The organism is Lysinibacillus sp. 54212 (genome assembly GCF_036662795.1).
Classification (GTDB): Bacteria; Bacillota; Bacilli; order Bacillales_A; family Planococcaceae; genus Lysinibacillus_B.
The window spans coordinates 37,032-52,966 of record NZ_JBAFWZ010000012.1 but is presented as its reverse complement, the minus strand read 5'-3'; the positions used below and the strand labels follow the sequence as shown (position 1 = coordinate 52,966).

Below are 15,935 nucleotides of genomic sequence, written 5' to 3'. Positions count from 1 at the left end.
TACTACGGCATTTCGCCAATTTCTAAATGCCGTTCTAGTTTTCTCTTTACACGCTGCAGGGCGTTATCAATAGACTTCACATGACGATTTAATAACTCCGAAATCTCGTTATAGGATCGCCCCTCTAAATACAGTGCTAAAACTTGCTGTTCCAGCTCACTCAACACTTCACTCATTTTTCCCTCTAAACGACTATACTCTTCTCTATTAATCATTAAATTTTCAGGGTCATCTGATAGAGGACTAATAATGACATCCATCAATGTGCGCTCAGATTCCTCATCATAGATTGGTTTGTCGAGTGAAACATATGAATTTAGCGGAATATGTTTTTGACGAGTAGCCGTTTTGATAGCCGTAATGATTTGACGTGTAATGCAAAGCTCGGCAAACGCCCGAAAAGAAGCGAGCTTGTCCCATTTGAAGTCACGAATGGCCTTATATAAACCGATCATTCCTTCTTGGATAATATCTTCCTTATCTGCCCCTATTAAAAAATACGAGCGTGCCTTCGCTTTGACAAACAAGCGGTATTTCGTAATTAAATAATCTAACGCATCTACATTGCCTAAATGAACCTGTTCAACAAGCTCTTCATCTGAATATCTTTCAAAATGCTGTATAACTTGTAATTTCTCGCTTTTAAGCAATGTCCTCACCTCAGTTATGCCACAATTCTTAGGAATAGTATAATGTAATTGGAAAATAACGGTCAACAATCTATTTTAACCCTCTTCTCCATTTTTCAAACATTAACTCAACATCTTTCGTGAGCGGAATGCGTGATGCAGGCTTTTCACTTCGAGCCGATTTGACTTTTGACGATATTTTGGCTTGAATAATTTTCATTTCAATTTCGAGTTCTTTTGCTGACTTTCGTAACGCGCCTTGTCCAAATACTACGCTTTGTTCAGTCATATCGGAGGTAGCTACATGAATTTGTATCTTTCTCCCTCTTAATTCATTCGTTAATTTTTCGATTCGTTCATCTGCAGTTTCATTTTTTCGAGTATAAATAACTTCTACTGCATGTTGAACGTACAATTGTTCCGTGCCTGGAACTAAATGTGCATCAAATACGACAATTACACGCCACCCCATCGCGGCTTTATATTCAGCCATAAGCTCGATTAACCTGTCTCGGGCATCCTCGAAGTTTTGGTCACGAAGCGGCCTTAGCTCAGCCCAGGCACCAATCATATTGTAGCCATCTACAAGCAAAATATTTTGCATGTTATTTTAGCCATTCATTTCTTGGCGCTTGCGATACACTTCATACATTAACAGTGCAGCAGCAACCGAGGCATTTAACGAAGTGACATGACCGACCATTGGTAGATGATAAAGGAAATCGCATTTATCCTTGAGAAGACGACTCATCCCTTTTCCTTCACTGCCGATGATAATAGCCAGTGGCAGTGTAGCATCCATTTTCCGATAATCAGCTGAACCTTTCGCGTCTGTACCCGCAATCCAAACACCACGGTCCTTTAGTTCGTCGACCGTTTGCGCTAGATTTGTTACTCGCACAACCGGTACATGCTCTATAGCTCCCGTTGAAGCCTTTGCTACAACAGCTGTTAAGCCTACCGCGCGACGCTTTGGAATAATTATACCATGTACACCAATCGCATCTGCTGTTCGCATAATTGAGCCTAAATTATGAGGATCCTCTAATTCATCTAACACGAGGAAAAACGGATCTTCATTTTTCGCTTTTGCCGCAGCGAATATATCGTCCAGCTCTGCATATTGATATGCAGCAACAGAAGCGACAATCCCTTGATGATTAGCATCTGAGAGCTGATCCACCTTTTTCTTTGGTACGAATTGCACGAGTACACCACGCTCGCGGGCTAAATCTAATAATTCATTAATTCCCGCCTTTTTAACTCCTTCTGCAATCCATAGTTTATTCATTTCACGGCCTGAACGAAGCGCTTCTAATACCGGATTTTTTCCTGCGATCATTTCTCCATTGTGCTGTTGGTCCGCCATTTATGACACTCCTTTCGACTGTTCGATTATTTCTATTGCATAATCTATTATTGTATATACTCTGTCTAATTGGCCGGATAAATAAAGACTACCTAATACCGCTTCAAAGCCTGAGCTATTGCGATATGTTTGTACATCTGTATTTTTCGGTACTGTTCCTGATTTCGCGTTACGTCCACGTCGAAATACAGCCAACTCTTCTTCTGTTAAAAAATCCTCATCCATGAAACGGTGCATGATCATAGATTGCGCCTTCGCCGATACATATTTCGTTGCTTCGCGATGTAATGTATTCGGTTTAACACGCCCCGATAACAGGAGATGCTCGCGAACCTTTTGTTCAAGAACAGCATCCCCCATGTAAGCTAGGGCTAGGGCGTTTAATTGCTTTACGTCTTCGATACGAAGTTTTGCCATTAGATTATCCTCGTTTCCAGCGCGTACCTTGACGAGTATCTTCCAAAACGATATTCATGCTCAGTAAACTGTCTCGAATTTCATCAGAGCGTGCAAAATCACGGTTTTTTCGTGCCGCATTACGCTCTTCGATTAATGCCTCGATCTCCTCATCCAATAATTCCTCTTCAACAGAAAAGGCAATTCCAAGGACCTTTCCTATTGTATCAAAGGTTTCAATAATCTCTTGAAGTACACCCTCTTCTGTATTACTCTCATTGAGATATGTGTTCGCAATACGTGCCAGCTCAAATAGGGCAGAGATTGCATTGGCAGTATTGAAGTCATCATTCATTGCTTCTTCAAATTGAACCTTTACTTCTGCAATTTTAGCTAACCATTCATCGCTAGCCTCACCAAGCCCCGCCGTTGTATTTAAGCGATGCTGTACATTCCCATAGGCTGTTCGCAATCGCTCTAGACCCGCTTGTGCCGATTGAACTAAATCCTGTGCAAAGTTAATCGGGTGGCGATAATGAACAGATAGCATAAAGAAGCGTAGGACTTGAGGATCGATTTGTTTACGAATATCGTTTACTAGCACAAAATTCCCCAGTGATTTGGACATTTTTTCATTATCGATATTAATATACCCGTTATGCATCCAATAACGCGCAAATGTTTTATTTGTATGTGCTTCAGATTGCGCAATTTCATTTTCATGGTGTGGGAACGTTAAATCCTGCCCACCAGCATGAATATCAATTGTATCACCTAAATGCTCGCGTGCCATTACAGAACACTCAATATGCCAGCCTGGTCGACCATTACCCCAAGGACTCTCCCAGAAGATTTCTCCCGGTTTTGCTGCCTTCCATAGGGCAAAATCGAGCGGATCTTCCTTTTTCTCACCTGCTTCAATACGGGCACCGACTTTTAAATCGTCAATTGATTGGTGACTTAGCTTGCCATAGCCTTCAAATTTACGTGTACGATAATACACATCTCCCTGGGATTCGTATGCAAACCCTTTCTCAATAAGCACACCAATAAATTCGACAATATCATCCATATGATCTGTTACACGAGGATGAACATCTGCTTTTTTGCACCCTAATGCCGTAATATCATCGAAATACGCTGCGATAAAGCGCTCTGTTACGTCAAATACTTCCTCACCTAATTCATTAGCCACTTTAATAATTTTGTCATCTACATCTGTAAAATTTGATACAAATTTCACTTCATAGCCAACATACTGAAAATAACGACGTACTGTATCGTACACAATGACCGGACGTGAGTTACCGATATGAATGTAGTTGTAAACAGTTGGTCCACATACATACATTTTTACTTTTCCCTCTTCTAAAGGGACAAATGCTTCTTTTTGTCTTGTTAACGAGTTAAATATTTGAATACTCATATTTCATTACTCCTTTTATCATTATGCCATTATTTTTACATTTAAACGAAATTGCCAAGAAAACTATTCATACTTTTCCAACAAAAAAAGCGCCTCTATCATCCCCATTAGGTTAGATGACAGAGACGCAATTTCCGCGCGGTCCCACTCTGAATTGAAGGCAAGCACCTTCCACTTTACTGTCCGGTAACGAGGACTACTCGACTTGCCTACTTCCATTTCAGCAAAGTACTCAAAGGTGCATTTCCACATCCTCCGCTCAGACTACTTTCAGCCGGTGATAGTCCTCTCTTTAGGGCATAGGGATTGTGTACTTCTCCTTTTCAACGCGATACGATTATTTATAAATGTATATTAATTGTACATAAGTTTTTTGAAAAATCAATATTTTTGTTAATTAGCGTATTTTTCTACTCGTGCAATCGCTTTTTCTTTCCCAATTAATGCAATAGCATTTGGTAGCTCAGGACCATGTGTTTGTCCAGTTGTCACAACACGAATTGGCATGAACAAGCCTTTTCCTTTTGCACCCGTTTCCTTTTGCACAGCTTTTACGGCCGCTTTAATTGAATCCGCATCGAATGTTTCTAACGCTTCTAGCTGTGCCTTAAAAGAAGCCATTACTGCCGGTACTGTTTCACCCGCAAGGACTTCCTTTGCCTCTTCATCATATGCAAGGTCATCCTTGAAGAATAGGCTAGAAAGTTCAACGATTTCTGCACCGTAGCTCATTTGGTCATGGTAAAGACCGATTAAATCGGCTGCCCAAGCCGCTTGCTCCTCTGATAGCTCTTCCGGAAGTAAGCCCGCTTTTTGTAGATGAGGTAAAGCTAACGCCACTACCTCTTCACGAGATAACTTTTTAATATATTGGTTATTCATCCATGTAAGCTTTGTTTTATCGAACATCGACGGCGACTTCGATAGACGCTTCTCGTCGAATAATTTAACAAGCTCATCATGAGAGAAAATTTCTTCTTCCCCTTCAGGAGACCAGCCAAGTAACGCGAAGAAGTTAAACATTGCTTCAGGCAAGTATCCTAAATCTTTATATTGCGCCACGAATTGAATAATTGATTCATCACGCTTCGATAATTTCTTACGATCTTCATTGACGATTAACGTCATATGACCGTACTCAGGATATTCCCAACTAAATGCATCAAAAATCATCATTTGCTTTGGCGTGTTCGATAAATGCTCTTCTCCACGGAATACATGTGTAATATCCATAAAGTGATCATCTAGTACAACAGCGTAGTTATACGTCGGGATTCCGTTTGCTTTCACTAGCACCCAGTCACCGATATCCTTCGACTCGAATGTTACCTCACCACGCACTAAGTCCGTAAATTTGTATGTAACACCCGCCGGTACGCGCATTCGAATTGTATAAGGAACACCTGCTGCTTCTTTTGCAGCAACCTCATCTGCTGTTAAGTTACGGCATGTACCATCATACGTAGGAGCCGCTACACCTGCTGCCTTTTGTTTTTCACGAGATGCTTCTAATTCCTCTGATGTACAGAAGCATTTATATGCTAGGCCACGCTCAAGTAGCTCTTCTGCATGCTTCTTATAAATATCTAGGCGCTCCATTTGGCGATACGGTGCATAAGGTCCGCCGATATCAATCGACTCATCCGGAATAATTCCTAACCAGCGTAAATTATCTAATTGAGATGCTTCGCCGCCCTCTACATTACGCTCAATATCTGTATCCTCAATACGAACGATAAATTTACCGTTGTTATGTTTTGCATATAAGTAGTTAAATAACGCTGTGCGCGCTCCACCGATGTGTAAAAAGCCCGTTGGAGATGGCGCATAACGAACACGAACTTCCTTTGTCATGTTAATTTGCCTCCTCAATTGTATGTCTGAAAATGTTTTCGACCATGTATTTTGACTTTGTTCATTTTACCACTGTGCCCTACTAAATAAAAGTAGCGCACGCCGAATTTCTCCAGGCGACGCGCTCACTTGTTATTTTTTGATTAGTAAAATCGTCGCAAGTGAAGCGATACCTTCCTCGCGTCCTGTGAAGCCTAACTTTTCAGTCGTTGTTGCCTTCACATTCACTTGTGATGGATCCGCGTTTAACAATTCGGCAATACGATTTTTTATCGGCTCTATATAAGGTGCCATTTTAGGGCGCTGCGCAATGATCGTTGCATCTACATTTCCTAGCACATAGCCTTTGTCCTCAACTATTTTCCAAATGTATGAAAGTAATTTGGCGGAGTCTGCATCCTTCCACTCAGGATCTGTATCAGGAAAGTGACGACCAATATCCCCTTCTCCAATTGCACCAAGTGCTGCATCAGTAATTGTGTGCAGAAGTACATCTGCATCTGAATGACCTAACAGTCCTCGATCATGTGGAATCTCAATACCACCTAAAATAAGTTTACGTCCTTCTGCGAATGCATGCACGTCATAGCCTTGTCCTACTCGAAACATGTTCATCTTTCCTTTACCATTATATTTAGATAGTTCTAGTATAGCCTTCTTTTTATAGAATAACAAAGGGCGTACAAAAGAAAGACACCCTCTCCGCTTTTACAAAAAGGATGCCCGTTACAAATCAGATTTGAAAGTCTATATTTTTAATTTGGCTATTGCTAATCGTAGGTGATGGCTGTGAATTATACACTCTCGAATATGGTGGGACTGAATGCGTCAGCCAAATATTACTTCCTAACACCGAATCATGGCCAATTCTCGTTTCTCCACCTAGAATCGTTGCACCAGCATAAATGACTGCATTGTCCCCAATATCCGGGTGACGTTTAATTCCTTTAATCGGATTTCCGTTAGAATCCAGCGGGAAGCTTAGAGCACCAAGCGTTACACCTTGATAAATTTTTACGTTATTCCCAATCGTACATGTTTCACCAATTACAACACCTGTTCCATGATCGATAAAGAACGATTCACCAATCGATGCCCCTGGATGAATATCGATACCTGTTAATTGATGTGCATACTCCGACATAATACGTGGGATAATTTGCACATCTAATTTATATAACTCATGTGCAATACGATGAATACAAACAGCTGTAATGGACGGATAGCTTAACAAAATTTCCTCTGTTGAAATGGCCGCCGGATCACCGTTATAGGCAGCTTGAATGTCCGTTTGAATGATGTGGCGGATTGTCGGAAATTTATTAATAAGTGTCATGACCGTGGCATCCGCTTTTTCTCGACATGCTTTACAATCATCTTCCTCGTGCTCATTGTAATGACTGTCAAACAATACTTTCTCGATAATATCACGTAAATCTAATGCGGCTCTTCTTAATTTCCCACTTACTTCAACATTTACTCTCAATTCATTGCTCGGGTTTTTATCATAAATACCTGGGAATAGCGCTTCATGAAAGCTATGTAGAATTTCATAAATCGCATCTCTACCAGCAAACCCAATTGAATTTTGAATATCAAAGTTTTGTTTATTTATTTCGTTTAGGGAATTTGCGATATTCGGAATTTCATTATTTAACCATTCGTTTAGTTTCATAGCGTTTGCTCCCCCCAAAAATTTATTGTCAGTCTTTAAATTTCGAATTATCCATATCATTATAGTTATGATTAAGCGTACAAAATAAATAAACGGTTTGCAAGACCTCTGTTTATAAAGGAATCTCTTGAGAGTCCAACCCTTCTAAAAGGGATTGGATTTCCAACGAAACATTCGCTCTCCTATTATAGCTCAGACAAATAACGGATTTTCCCAAACAAAAATCCCACTAGCTTCATTCATCTAATGAGATTATCGGTCCTGCTATGATTTTCGACTCGCTAAAATAGCTTCACCGAAAATTAAATCTTCCTTTGTCGTCATTTTCACATTTTCGTAGCTACTCTCAACGATATGCACTTCATGCCCAAGACGTTCAACTAGCATCGCCTCATCTGTCCCGAGAAAACCTACCTTTTCAGCTACATCTTCGGCCTCTGCTAATAAATCAAAACGAAAAGCTTGTGGCGTTTGAATCATCCATAAGCTTTCACGATCAACCGTTTCCGTAATGACTCCATCGCGCACCTTTTTCATCGTATCCTTCGCACGTACCCCTGCAATAGCTGCACCTTTAACAAATGCCGTCGAGGCAAGACGTTCGATAATTCCATGCGTAATAAATGGACGAGCCGCATCATGTACTAGCACGATATTTACATTGCTCATTTCTTTAATACAGGAGTGCACAGAATGCTGTCGCTCTTCACCACCAGCTGGCAGACCCTTTACTTTTGTGATGTTGTACTGAGCTAACAAGGCTTCGATAAATAAACGCTCCTCAGGCTTTACGGCCAGCCAAATGCCAGTACAATTGACATCCGCTTCAAACACGTTCAATGTATGAATTAAAATCGGCTTTTCGGCAAGCTGTAAAAATAATTTATTTTGTCCGGCACCCATCCGCTTTCCACTACCTGCTGCAGGCAATACTACCTCATACTCCACATTTCCACTTCCTACTCTTATGCAGTTTCTTCCTTTGGCTTCGCGAAAATCATTCGCCCCGCAGAAGTTTGCAGCACACTCGTTACTGTAACGGTAATTGCCTGGCCAATATAGCTTCGACCACCCTCTACAACAATCATCGTTCCATCATCTAAATACGCAACACCTTGATTATGCTCTTTGCCGTCTTTAATCACGACGACCTGCATATCCTCACCCGGAATAACAACAGGTTTAACAGCATTCGCTAAGTCATTAATATTTAATACTTGAACTTGATGCAGTTCACATACTTTATTTAAGTTAAAATCATTCGTTAATATTTGCGCGTCCATTTTTTTCGCCAGACGAACTAGCTTTAAATCGACCTCACCCACATCTTCAAAATCATCATCTACAATTAGTACTTTGGATTGTCGTTCGTCTTGAAGCCGTTTTAAAATATCGAGGCCACGTCGTCCACGTGTACGCTTTAATGTATCCGATGAATCTGCAATATGCTGAAGCTCCGTTAGAACGAATTGAGCTACAACTAACGTCCCCTCCACGAAACCTGTCTCAGAAATATCTGCTATACGTCCATCAATGATCACGCTTGTATCTAGCAGCTTATACATCGGCTTTCCATCTTGAGATGCATCTGTAGCTCGCTTCTTATTTGGATTACCTGATTTCGTAAAAATTTGAAGAAGCTCATCCCGTTTACTAAAGCCGAGACGAAATCCTAAATAACCTAGAACAATTGAAAACATAATCGGCAGTATATCGGTAATAACCGGTAACTGAATCCTTTCAACAGCAAATCCAATCAAAAACGCTACACTCAATCCGACAATTAAACCAAGTGTACCGAATAGTAGATCTCCTGCTGGCAAGCGAAACAATACCTCTTCCATCCACGTAATAAGACGCACACAATAATCCGACAAAACAAAGGATAATATAAATAATAAAGATGCCCCTATCGCTACTGAAATATAAGGATTGTTGAGCCACGGATTAGATGATAAATGAATAAGTTCGTATAATGGCGGTAAGAAAATGAGACCTAACGCTCCTCCAATAAATAGGAATGCAACTTGAATTACCTTTTTCAACATATTTTCACCTCCTTCCTTTTATTATACATAGTTGTCCGTTTCATAGCGATGCAAAACATCTAGCTTTTTTACTAAAAACATTTACGTATACACCCTTAGACACCAACGAGAAGTCTAAAGTTCCCTAACGAGCGAAAAAATATTAAAAACCACATTTTAATCATTGAGGTAGAGCATTTTAAAACAGCCTTATGGGGATTTATTTTCACAATTATCGCCCTTCAATAACAAAGAAGGAGAATCAAAAAGTTTTACCTTTTCGATACTCCTTCTTTATTCTATAAATCGTTAAAGCATGCACGTAAGCTATCAGCAATCGTTTCCACACCGACGACTTGAATACCTTCTGGGAAATCCCAGCCACCCAAATTCGATGCCGGAATAAATGCCCGTCGGAAACCAAGCTTTGCGGCTTCTTGTACTCGCTGCTCAATACGGCTTACACGTCGTACCTCACCCGTCAATCCCACCTCACCGATAAAGCAATCTGTTGCACGGACAGCTTGGTCTTTAAAGCTCGATACAATGGATGTTAAGACGGCTAAATCTATGGCTGGTTCATCTAGCTTCACACCACCAGCTACTTTAATATAGGCATCCTGAGCCTGCAGTAGCATACCCATTCTTTTTTCAAGCACTGCCATTAGTAGCTGTACACGATTTTGGTCTACTCCTGTTGACATACGCTTCGGATAGTTAAAGCTTGTCGGCGTGACGAGAGATTGAATTTCTACTAGAATCGGACGTGTCCCTTCCATTGATGCCACAATGGTTGAGCCTGCAGCACCTTGTGAGCGCTCCTGTAAAAAAAGCTCGGATGGATTTAACACTTCCTTTAATCCACCTTGTAGCATTTCAAATATTGCAATCTCATTTGTTGAGCCAAAGCGGTTCTTTTGGCTACGCAAGATACGGTGATTATGATGACGCTCCCCTTCAAAATAAAGCACCGTATCTACCATATGCTCTAGAAGACGGGGACCTGCAATTTGACCTTCCTTCGTAACGTGTCCAACAAGGAATATAGCGATGTTTTTCGTCTTCGCAATGCGCATTAGCTCGGCGGTACATTCACGCACTTGCGACACACTTCCAGGAGCACTTGTTACCTCCGGATGATGCACTGTCTGAATCGAATCGACAATTACAAATTTCGGTTGTACCTCTTCTATCGTTTGATGTAAAAACTCTAAATTCGTTTCTGAGTAAATATAAAGCTCGGCTGATTTCACGCCTAATCGTTCTGCTCGTAGCTTTGTTTGCCGAACCGATTCCTCCCCGGAAATATACAGCACTCGGTGACCTCGATTTGAAAGTAACGCAGACACTTGCAATAATAACGTTGATTTTCCGATACCTGGATCGCCGCCAATGAGAACAAGGGAGCCTGCCACAATTCCGCCGCCGAGTACTCGGTTTAACTCATTCATTTCCGTAACAATTCGTGCTTCTTCCATCGTTTCTACGTTTATAAGTGGTGTAGCCTTTTGCGTCGATGATGTTGAATGCTGAAATGCACCGCGCGGACCTTTAGATACGATTTCTACTTCCTCAACCATCGTGTTCCAGTTGCCGCAGCCCGGACATCGCCCCATCCATTTTGCAGACTCATAGCCGCAACTATTACACATAAACTTTGTTTTCTTTTTCGCCATGAAAGCCTCCTAGGGTTTTATTTCTATTATATCAAAATGAAGGGGCGCTTTATATGAGTCGATTTCCACCTAGCAAACCTAAATATATTGTTCCTCAATAAAGAAAAGCCGTCCGAAAAACGAGTAATTCACTCACTTTACGGAAGGCTTTTGCATGCTAAACGATTACGCCTCTACAGCTTTTTCTTTTCCACGAATTTTAAAATCACCGTCAACATAATCAAAGATTACGACTTGACCTGTTAGAACGTTCCCTTTTAATAGCTCTTCTGATAAACGATCTTCTACATGCTTTTGTAATGCACGACGGATCGGGCGCGCACCATATTGCGGATCGTATCCTTCCTCAGCAATTTTCTCAAGCGCTGCATCTGTAAGCTCTAGCTCGATATCTTGCTCCTTTAGACGTTTTGTTAAAGCATTTGCCATGAATGACACAATTTCTTTCAATTGCTCTTTTTCTAAAGAATGGAACACAATCATCTCATCGATACGGTTTAAAAACTCTGGGCGGAAGGCTTTTTTCAGCTCTTCTAGCATTGTGCTCTTCATATCTTTATATTTCGAATCAGGATCACCTAAGTTGAAGCCAACATTTTTCTTGAATTTCAACGCGTCTACCCCTACGTTAGAGGTCATAATGACAACGGTATTACGGAAGTCCACAACGCGCCCCTTGGAATCTGTCAGGCGGCCATCATCTAATACTTGTAGTAAAATGTTGAATACATCTGGGTGTGCCTTTTCAATCTCGTCTAGTAAGACAACAGAATACGGTTTGCGACGTACTTTTTCTGTTAATTGGCCACCTTCATCAAACCCTACATAGCCTGGAGGAGCCCCGACTAAACGAGATGTTGAGTGCTTCTCCATATACTCAGACATATCAATTCGAATCATTGCATCCTCATCACCAAACATCACTTCTGCAAGCGCACGAGCAAGCTCTGTTTTACCTACACCGGTTGGCCCTAGGAAGATGAATGAACCTATTGGACGTTTAGGGTCCTTTAACCCAGCGCGAGCTCGACGTATTGCACGGGAAATGGCTTCTACCGCTTCACTTTGACCTACAACCCGTTTATGCAGCTCATCCTCAAGATTTAACAGCTTCGCTGATTCCTCTTGTGCAATTTTAGATACAGGGATTCCCGTCCACATCGATACAACCGCTGCAATATCCTCAACTGTAACTTCCGATTCTTCCTTCCCTTGCTTTTCTTTCCACTCTTTTTTCGTCTGCTCTAGCTCTTCTTTAATCTTTTGTTCTGTATCCCGAAGTGCCGCCGCTTTTTCAAATTCTTGGCTTTGTACCGCGCCATTTTTATCAGAGCGAACATTTTCTAATTTATTTTCAAGCTCTTTTAGATTTGGCGGAACTGTGAATGAACGCAAGCGAACTTTTGAGCCAGCTTCATCCATTAAATCTATCGCTTTATCTGGTAAGAAACGATCCGAAATATAACGGTCTGATAATTTGGCCGCTGCATCTAGTGCCGCATCCGTAATTTTCACACGATGATGTGCCTCATAACGATCTCGTAAGCCCTTCATAATTTGAATCGTTTCATCAATTGTTGGCTCATCCACTTGAATTGGTTGGAAGCGACGCTCTAATGCCGCATCTTTCTCGATGTATTTGCGGTACTCATCTAATGTTGTGGCACCGATACACTGCAACTCACCGCGGGCTAGTGACGGCTTCAAAATATTGGATGCATCAATAGCACCTTCCGCTCCACCTGCACCGATTAATGTATGAAGCTCATCAATGAATAAAATAATATTGCCTGCTTGACGAATCTCATCCATCACTTTTTTCAGACGATCCTCAAATTCACCACGATATTTCGTTCCGGCAACTACCGTCCCCATATCCAATGTCATAACGCGCTTATCACGTAAAATTTCAGGTACCTCATTATTAACAATTTGCTGAGCTAGGCCTTCTGCGATTGCCGTTTTACCAACACCAGGCTCCCCGATTAATACCGGATTGTTTTTCGTACGGCGTGATAGCACTTCAACTACACGCATAATTTCCTTTGAACGGCCAATAACAGGATCTAATGAGCCTTCACGGGCAACAGCTGTTAAATCGCGGGCTAGGCTATCTAACGTAGGTGTATTGACTGCTTGGCTTTGTTGCGCCCCTGCTGCATTCGCATCGTTATTCCCTAACAGTAACAGCACTTGCTGACGCGCCTTATTTAAGCTAACACCTGTATTCGCTAATACGCGGGCTGCAACCCCTTCGCCTTCACGAATAAGTGCCAGTAAAATGTGCTCTGTGCCGATATAAGAATGGCCTAGCTTACGAGATTCATCTACTGAAAGCTCAATCACCTTTTTCGCACGTGGCGTATAGTGCACGATCGGCCCTACATTTTCCTTCCCTTTGCCAACAAGCTCTTCAATTCCTGATTCAATCATTTGCGGGCTAATGTCAATAGCCTCCAAAGCCTTCGCTGCGATACCGCCACCCTCGCGAATTAGCCCTAATAAAATATGCTCTGTACCTATTGACTCGTGCTTCCAACGAATCGCTTCCTCTTGAGCTAATTGTAAAACCTTTTGTGCACGCTGAGTGAATCGATTAAACATCATAAGAATCCTCTCCCTTTTCCCTTGTCATAGGTTCATTTCGATTTTGCATTCTCAATTTCTCTTGTAATAATTTTGCGCGGAAGATATCACGTTCTTCCGGCCGTAATTCTGTATTTGCATATTGCTGTATAAAGCCTGGCTGTAAAAGTAACATACATTCATTAAGCTGAGCTATCGATAGATGTTGAATAATTTCCAGGTCCACTGCTAATCGAACATTCGATAAGCATGTGGCTGCCTCCTCACTCGATAACACCCGTGCATACAGCAATGTTCCTAGCGAACGATATAATCTATCCTCAAGTGTAACTGGAGCACGAGCAAATAATTGCTGACGAGCTTTTCGTTCCTTTTGAATAATTTGCTCTACGACGGTTTGTAGCTCATCTAAAATTTCTCGTTCTGATTTTCCTAGTGTGATTTGGTTTGAGATTTGATAGATATTCCCTAGATTCTCACTACCCTCACCGTAAAACCCTCGTACAACCATTCCTAACCTAGCCATCATTTGAATTAATACATTCATTTGCTTAGACATTGTCAGTGCTGGCAGGTGCATCATAACGGAAGCGCGCAAACCAGTTCCAACATTGGTAGGACAGCTTGTTAAATATCCGAACTGTTCATCATATGCATACGCTAACTGCTTTGATAAGTAACGATCTACCCGTTTTGCTTTTTCATACGTTTCAATTAACCTCGTACCGGGTGATAAGCATTGTATTCGAATATGATCCTCCTCATTAACCATTACACTAATTGCCTCATTCTCTGTTAAAAACACAGACGCGGTTTTTTCGTGCTTCGCTAAGTTTGGACTAATTAAATGCTTTTCAACTAAGACTTGACGCTGGAGAGCCGACATTTCTTTCATTGAAAAATAAGAGAAATGAGTATCGTTATTGTCAATACTTAGTAACACTTTCATGACTGCCTCATCCACTTGCTTTGCATCTTCTTCAGAAAAACTAATAGGGAAGAGGATTCCATTTAAGTTACGAGCAAATCGGATCCTCGTACTCATTACTATATCTGCATTTTCTCCCGATGCTTCAATCCAAGATGGCGTCGTATTTTTCAAAAAGTGTTCGATATTCATGGTGCATCTACACCTCCAACATTTAGCTTACGCTCGATTGAACGCACTTCATCGCGAAGCTTTGCTGCTTCCTCAAAGCGCTCCTCTGCAACCGCTCGCTGCATTTGCTGGCGTATTTGATCAATTATCTGCTGCAATTGTGCTATTTGCTTTACTTCAACTTGTTCGTTCCCAACATGCTTCACATCTGCTTGAAGGCGCTTTAAGACAGGCGGTAGCTGCTCCCTAAATGTGTCGTAACATATGGCACAGCCAAATTTACCAACCTTAAGAAATTGCCTAAATGTAAATCCACAGGACGGGCATGCATTCTTTTTTTTCGTCTGCTGTACTTCCTCCTGCGATTTATTTTTCCATGCTGGCATACCGAACCAGTTAGACATGAGCTGATGGATAGAGACTGGCTCCTCCTGTAAATCAAAATGGAATGGGTGAAATTGTGATGCACACTCCTCACAATAATGGCGTTCTAGTTTAGTACCATTTTGTATTTGTGTAACGGTCACTGTTGCATGTCTTTGCTTGCAATGCTCACAAATCATGGCTGCTCACCCCTTTTTTCAAACTTTAATGTAAGTAGCATCGCTTTTAGTATAAGTGCCCGCAGCTCGTCTCTTACTGGCAAGGGGAGTTGAAGCGTCGAACGATCAATGGCTGCTAGCATTAGCTTCGCCTCCCTTTTCGTGATGATTTCCTCATCAATTAACCGATAGACGATATGCTCTGCTGTCGTTTGTGGAATGCTCACTCTAATTTGATTTAGCATTTCATCAAACAAAGCCTGCTGTGAATGCATCTCAACCCTCAAAATGCGGATATATCCCCCACCGCCGCGCTTACTTTCAACTAAGTAGCCACGCTCTGCTGTAAATCTAGTATTAATAACATAATTTATTTGTGATGGTACACATTGAAATTTATCCGCCAGCTCGCTTCGTTTAATTTCAATATGCCCTTGCCCTTGTAATTCGATAATTTGTTTTAAATAACCTTCAATGATGTCAGAGATATTTCTCAATTTATACCTCACCCCAGTTCAACTACTGACTTTGACTATCTTTGACTATATTATACAGAACGAAAAAAACGAAAAGCAATTAAAAAGCCCATATACTTTATTAAGAAAGGAAATAAAAAAATCGGCAAAATCTCTTTTAAGATTTTACCGATTTTACAA

General features: G+C 41.2%; 15 protein-coding genes and 1 other annotated feature. All 15 genes read right to left on the bottom strand.

Features of this window, described 5'->3' with window-relative positions; genetic code table 11:
• Positions 1-2: 2 nt before the first annotated feature.
• The 15 genes from sigH to V4T18_RS10275 all read right to left on the bottom strand — a co-directional run bounded on the left by sigH (position 3) and on the right by V4T18_RS10275 (position 15,776).
• On the bottom strand, positions 3-650 hold the full coding sequence (gene sigH, locus V4T18_RS10345; protein ID WP_332649132.1) for an RNA polymerase sporulation sigma factor SigH: 648 nt from the start codon (positions 648-650) through the stop codon (positions 3-5).
• Positions 651-720: 70 nt separating this feature from the next.
• Positions 721-1,233, bottom strand: a complete 513-nt coding sequence (locus tag V4T18_RS10340) for an NYN domain-containing protein (RefSeq protein WP_332649131.1) — start codon at positions 1,231-1,233, stop codon at positions 721-723.
• Positions 1,234-1,239: 6 nt separating this feature from the next.
• Complete coding sequence (rlmB, locus tag V4T18_RS10335) at positions 1,240-1,998, bottom strand: 23S rRNA (guanosine(2251)-2'-O)-methyltransferase RlmB (protein ID WP_332649130.1); 759 nt, start codon at positions 1,996-1,998, stop codon at positions 1,240-1,242.
• Positions 1,999-2,415 carry a Mini-ribonuclease 3 gene (locus V4T18_RS10330; RefSeq protein WP_332649129.1) on the bottom strand — a complete coding sequence of 139 codons (417 nt, stop codon included), beginning with the start codon at positions 2,413-2,415 and terminating at the stop codon, positions 1,999-2,001.
• A gap of 4 nt (positions 2,416-2,419) precedes the next feature.
• Positions 2,420-3,820 (bottom strand): cysteine--tRNA ligase, encoded by a 1,401-nt coding sequence (cysS, locus tag V4T18_RS10325; RefSeq protein ID WP_332649128.1) that lies wholly within the window; start codon positions 3,818-3,820, stop codon positions 2,420-2,422.
• A 118-nt stretch (positions 3,821-3,938) separates the two neighbouring features.
• Positions 3,939-4,156, bottom strand: a binding site (T-box leader).
• 57 nt (positions 4,157-4,213) lie between these two features.
• Positions 4,214-5,674: a glutamate--tRNA ligase gene (gltX, locus tag V4T18_RS10320; RefSeq protein WP_332649127.1), complete on the bottom strand. Its 1,461-nt coding sequence runs from the start codon at positions 5,672-5,674 to the stop codon at positions 4,214-4,216.
• 132 nt (positions 5,675-5,806) lie between these two features.
• Entirely contained in the window at positions 5,807-6,283 is a 477-nt protein-coding gene (ispF, locus tag V4T18_RS10315) for a 2-C-methyl-D-erythritol 2,4-cyclodiphosphate synthase (RefSeq protein ID WP_332649214.1), read from the bottom strand.
• Between the two features lie 124 nt (positions 6,284-6,407).
• On the bottom strand, positions 6,408-7,349 hold the full coding sequence (gene epsC / locus V4T18_RS10310; protein ID WP_332649126.1) for a serine O-acetyltransferase EpsC: 942 nt from the start codon (positions 7,347-7,349) through the stop codon (positions 6,408-6,410).
• 264 nt (positions 7,350-7,613) lie between these two features.
• A complete protein-coding gene (gene ispD, locus V4T18_RS10305; RefSeq protein WP_332649125.1) occupies positions 7,614-8,297 on the bottom strand; it encodes a 2-C-methyl-D-erythritol 4-phosphate cytidylyltransferase in 684 nt (227 codons plus the stop codon).
• 17 nt (positions 8,298-8,314) lie between these two features.
• The gene (locus V4T18_RS10300) at positions 8,315-9,397 is read right to left on the bottom strand and encodes a PIN/TRAM domain-containing protein (protein ID WP_332649124.1); all 1,083 of its coding nucleotides are present in this window, start codon (positions 9,395-9,397) and stop codon (positions 8,315-8,317) included.
• Between the two features lie 278 nt (positions 9,398-9,675).
• Positions 9,676-11,052 carry a DNA repair protein RadA gene (gene radA, locus V4T18_RS10295; RefSeq protein ID WP_332649123.1) on the bottom strand — a complete coding sequence of 459 codons (1,377 nt, stop codon included), beginning with the start codon at positions 11,050-11,052 and terminating at the stop codon, positions 9,676-9,678.
• Between the two features lie 165 nt (positions 11,053-11,217).
• Positions 11,218-13,659 (bottom strand): ATP-dependent Clp protease ATP-binding subunit, encoded by a 2,442-nt coding sequence (locus V4T18_RS10290; protein WP_332649122.1) that lies wholly within the window; start codon positions 13,657-13,659, stop codon positions 11,218-11,220.
• Positions 13,649-14,758: a protein arginine kinase gene (locus V4T18_RS10285; protein WP_332649121.1), complete on the bottom strand. Its 1,110-nt coding sequence runs from the start codon at positions 14,756-14,758 to the stop codon at positions 13,649-13,651. The genes V4T18_RS10290 and V4T18_RS10285 overlap by 11 nt, the downstream gene beginning before the upstream one ends.
• The gene (locus V4T18_RS10280; RefSeq protein WP_332649120.1) at positions 14,755-15,300 is read right to left on the bottom strand and encodes a UvrB/UvrC motif-containing protein; all 546 of its coding nucleotides are present in this window, start codon (positions 15,298-15,300) and stop codon (positions 14,755-14,757) included. Before V4T18_RS10280 ends, V4T18_RS10285 begins: the two co-directional genes overlap by 4 nt.
• Positions 15,297-15,776, bottom strand: a complete 480-nt coding sequence (locus V4T18_RS10275; protein ID WP_332649119.1) for a CtsR family transcriptional regulator — start codon at positions 15,774-15,776, stop codon at positions 15,297-15,299. The genes V4T18_RS10280 and V4T18_RS10275 overlap by 4 nt, the downstream gene beginning before the upstream one ends.
• Between the last annotated feature and the right edge of the window lie 159 nt (positions 15,777-15,935).

Bases quoted from the DNA above. Each gene is read 5' to 3' on its own strand.
- V4T18_RS10290 (WP_332649122.1), bottom strand. From the start codon at position 13,659: ATGATGTTTAATCGATTCACTCAGCGTGCACAAAAGGTTTTACAATTA.
- cysS (WP_332649128.1), bottom strand. From the start codon at position 3,820: ATGAGTATTCAAATATTTAACTCGTTAACAAGACAAAAAGAAGCATTT.
- ispF (WP_332649214.1), bottom strand. From the start codon at position 6,283: ATGTTTCGAGTAGGACAAGGCTATGACGTGCATGCATTCGCAGAAGGA.
- epsC (WP_332649126.1), bottom strand. From the start codon at position 7,349: ATGAAACTAAACGAATGGTTAAATAATGAAATTCCGAATATCGCAAAT.
- V4T18_RS10330 (WP_332649129.1), bottom strand. From the start codon at position 2,415: ATGGCAAAACTTCGTATCGAAGACGTAAAGCAATTAAACGCCCTAGCC.
- V4T18_RS10280 (WP_332649120.1), bottom strand. From the start codon at position 15,300: ATGATTTGTGAGCATTGCAAGCAAAGACATGCAACAGTGACCGTTACA.
- radA (WP_332649123.1), bottom strand. From the start codon at position 11,052: ATGGCGAAAAAGAAAACAAAGTTTATGTGTAATAGTTGCGGCTATGAG.
- rlmB (WP_332649130.1), bottom strand. From the start codon at position 1,998: ATGGCGGACCAACAGCACAATGGAGAAATGATCGCAGGAAAAAATCCG.
- V4T18_RS10285 (WP_332649121.1), bottom strand. From the start codon at position 14,758: ATGAATATCGAACACTTTTTGAAAAATACGACGCCATCTTGGATTGAA.
- V4T18_RS10300 (WP_332649124.1), bottom strand. From the start codon at position 9,397: ATGTTGAAAAAGGTAATTCAAGTTGCATTCCTATTTATTGGAGGAGCG.
- gltX (WP_332649127.1), bottom strand. From the start codon at position 5,674: ATGACAAAGGAAGTTCGTGTTCGTTATGCGCCATCTCCAACGGGCTTT.
- V4T18_RS10340 (WP_332649131.1), bottom strand. From the start codon at position 1,233: ATGCAAAATATTTTGCTTGTAGATGGCTACAATATGATTGGTGCCTGG.